The sequence below is a fragment of the Streptomyces cahuitamycinicus genome, assembly GCF_002891435.1.
GTDB classification, from domain to species: Bacteria; Actinomycetota; Actinomycetes; order Streptomycetales; family Streptomycetaceae; genus Streptomyces; species Streptomyces cahuitamycinicus.
Genome location: NZ_POUC01000666.1, coordinates 1 through 2,978 on the forward strand (window position 1 = coordinate 1; position 2,978 = coordinate 2,978).

Annotated in this window: 3 protein-coding genes and 1 pseudogene; 3 read left to right on the forward strand and 1 reads right to left on the reverse strand. The window is 73.9% G+C overall.

Going from position 1 to position 2,978, the window contains the following annotated elements:
- A pseudogene (locus C1J00_RS41275) lies at positions 1 to 430 on the reverse strand (ornithine decarboxylase); the annotation flags it as partial.
- A 237-nt stretch (positions 431 to 667) separates the two neighbouring features.
- Between C1J00_RS41275 and C1J00_RS41280 the strand changes: the two are divergent.
- From C1J00_RS41280 to C1J00_RS41290, 3 genes are all read left to right on the forward strand, one after another.
- On the forward strand, positions 668 to 1,846 hold the full coding sequence (locus C1J00_RS41280) for an amidohydrolase (protein ID WP_102913957.1): 1,179 nt from the start codon (positions 668 to 670) through the stop codon (positions 1,844 to 1,846).
- 63 nt (positions 1,847 to 1,909) lie between these two features.
- Positions 1,910 to 2,443 carry a DoxX family protein gene (locus C1J00_RS41285; protein ID WP_102913959.1) on the forward strand — a complete coding sequence of 178 codons (534 nt, stop codon included), beginning with the start codon at positions 1,910 to 1,912 and terminating at the stop codon, positions 2,441 to 2,443.
- Positions 2,444 to 2,519: 76 nt separating this feature from the next.
- Positions 2,520 to 2,978: hemerythrin domain-containing protein (locus C1J00_RS41290; RefSeq protein ID WP_102913958.1), on the forward strand; the 459-nt coding region annotated here is incomplete at its 3' end.

Below are 2,978 nucleotides of genomic sequence, written 5' to 3' on the forward strand. Positions count from 1 at the left end.
GGGCCAGATGCCGCTCGGCGTCGAACCTCGGGTGCACCCAGATCGGTTCGACGCCGTTGACGACGACGGCCGCGACGACGGACTTGTGGGCGTTGCGCGACAGCAGCAGCTTCTCCCCCGGCCCCGCCACGGCGAGCATGGCGGTCTTCACGGACAGGGAGCTTCCGCAGGTGGAGAAGAACGCGTGCTCGGCGCCGACCGCGTCGGCCATCAGCTCCTGGGCCCGGCTCAGCACGCCCTGCGACTGGCGGCGGTCGTCGAGCCCGTTGAGGGAGAGCACGTCGGAGCGGAACACGTCGAGGCCGACGATCTCCGCCACCCGGGGGTCCACTCCCCTGCCCTGCTTGTGGCCCGGCGGACCGTAGGCGATGTCGCCGCGGCGGCGGAAATCCGCCAGCGCCTCCAGGACGGGCACGCGCGAGTGGTCCATGGTTCCTCCCTGGTCCGGCCCGCCCGAGCCGCCGCCGCGGCGTCCACGCTGTCGTGGCCCGGCGGGTACACCGACCGTGTTGACCCCCGGAACCGGACGAAACGCGCCGGGTGTCACGGTGGCCGAGGGCGCGGGGGTGTCATGGCGGCGGGGAGTGAAACCCGGCCGGGAACGAACCGGCACCTGTAGTGGGCCCCACCCCGGGTCCGTGCACCGCCCGCGCACCGAGGAGACCCCGTGACCCTTACGCCCGACGCCGTGCACCAGGCCGTCCGCGCGCAGGTGTCGGCCCGGGCCGACACCCTGTGGGACGTGGCCCTGCGCCTGCACGCCGACCCCGAGCACGCCTTCGCCGAGCACCGGGCGGCCGCCCTGCTGTCGGGTGAGCTGGAACGTGCCGGATTCGCCGTGGAGCGCGGTGTGGCGGGGATGCCGACGGCCTTCACCGCGCGCCGGGGCCGGGGCAGGCCCGCCGTGGCGCTGCTGATGGAGTACGACGCCTTGCCCGGTCTCGGCCACGCGTGCGGCCACAACCTCATCGCGGCGGCCGGACTGGGTGCCGCGCTGGCCGTGGCCGCGGCCCTGCCCGAGACGTCCGCCGGGACGGTGCTGGGGGTGGGCACGCCCGCCGAGGAGGGCGGCGGCGGCAAGGCCGTCGAGGTGGAGGCCGGGGTGTTCGACGAGGTCGACGCGGCGCTCATGTTCCACCCGGGCGTGTACAGCTGGACGCGGGCGCCGCTGACCGCGCAGGTGCAGTACCGGGTGGCCTTCCACGGCCGGGCCGCCCACCCCACGGGCAATCCGGCCGAGGGCATCGACGCGCTGGCGGCGCTCGTGGAGCTGTTCAACGTACTGGCCGGACTGGGGCGGAGGCTGCCGGAGGGCTCACACGTGCAGGGCATCGTCACGCACGGCGGCACGGCCACGAACATCGTCCCGGAGTTCGCCGAGGGCCTGTTCGGTCTGCGGGCGGCCACGACGGCCGCGCTGGAGGATCTGACGGAGCGGCTGCGGGTGTGCGCCGACGGGGTGGCCCGGGCCACCGGCACCACCGCCGAGGTGGAGCGGGCCACCGTGCGCTACGAGCACTTCCGGGACAGCCACGTCCTGTCCGAGCGGTTCGCCGCGCATCTGGCCCGGGCCGGGATCGCGTCGGCGCCGCCCGTGCCGGGCGTCTACCTGGGCTCGTCCGACATCGGCAACGTCAGCACACGGGTGCCCGCCATCCACCCGTTCGTCGCGATCATGGGCGAGGACGGCTCCGACCACACCCCGGAGTTCGCCGAGGCGGCCGCCTCACCCCGGGCCCGTGAGGTGCTGCTCGCCGCGACCGATGCGCTCGCCTGCACCGCCGCCGACGTCCTGCTGTCCGGGGAACTGCGCGAGGAGGCGTGGGCGCGGCACCGGGCGGTGTGAGTGGTTCGGCCCCGGCTGGGGAACCCGGCGGACGCCGTACCCACCGACTACCTGGAGAGGGCCATGAGTCTGTTGCGAGTGTTCGGCCGCCCGATGCTGGCCTCGATGTTCCTCACGGGCGGCATGAGCTCCGTCCGCGCCCCGGAACAGGTCGCCGACGCCGCCGAGCCTGTCGTCCAACCGGTCACCGAGCGCGTCTCGGCCCTGCCGGACCGCACCGAGCAGGTCGTCCGCCTCAGTGGCGCCGTGCAGGTCGCCGCGGGGCTGATGCTGGCCACGGGGCGCATGCCGCGTCCGGCCGCGCTGGCCATCGCGGCCACCCTGGTGCCCACCACGCTGGCCGGGCACCGCTTCTGGGAGGCGGAGGACCCCGAGGAGCGGGCACAGCAACGCATCCACTTCTTCAAGAACCTGTCCATGCTCGGCGGGCTGCTGATCGCCGCCGACGACACCGGCGCCCGCCCCTCGGTGAGGTGGCGCGGCACGCACGCCGCCCGTGCTCTGCGGCGCGACGCGGGTCTGGTGCGCCGCTCCGTCCGCGCCACCGCGGGACCGGCCACCGCGGCCGGGCGCGTCCGGGCCAGGCTCTCCGCCTGATCCGCCGGCGCGGCACCGGCGAACCGCACGTTAACCCCGTGGGGGCGGGGGGACCCGAGCGCTGGAGGTGAAGGACATGGGACACGGAGGAAACGTCATCGACGAGCTGGTGACCGATCACCGCGAGGTCGAGGAGATGTTCGGCAGGATCGAGGCACTGCCGTCCGGCCACCAGGACCGCAAGGTGTACGCCGACCAGGTCACGATGGAACTCGTACGGCACTCGGTGGCCGAGGAGGCCTACCTCTACCCGGCCGTCCGCGAGCACGTGGCCGGTGGGGACGCCATCGCCGACCAGGAGCTCAAGGACCACGCCACGGCCGAGCAGATCATGAAGGACCTGGAGGGCTGTGACGCGGGCGACGCCGAGTTCGACCGGCTGATGGGCATGCTCATGAGCGAGATCCGCTCGCACATCGCCGACGAGGAGGGCAACCTCTTCCCGCGGCTGCGGCAGGCCTGTCCGATGGACGCGCTCAACGAGCTGGGCGACAAGGTGCGCAAGGCGAAGAAGACAGCTCCGACCCGGCCCCAC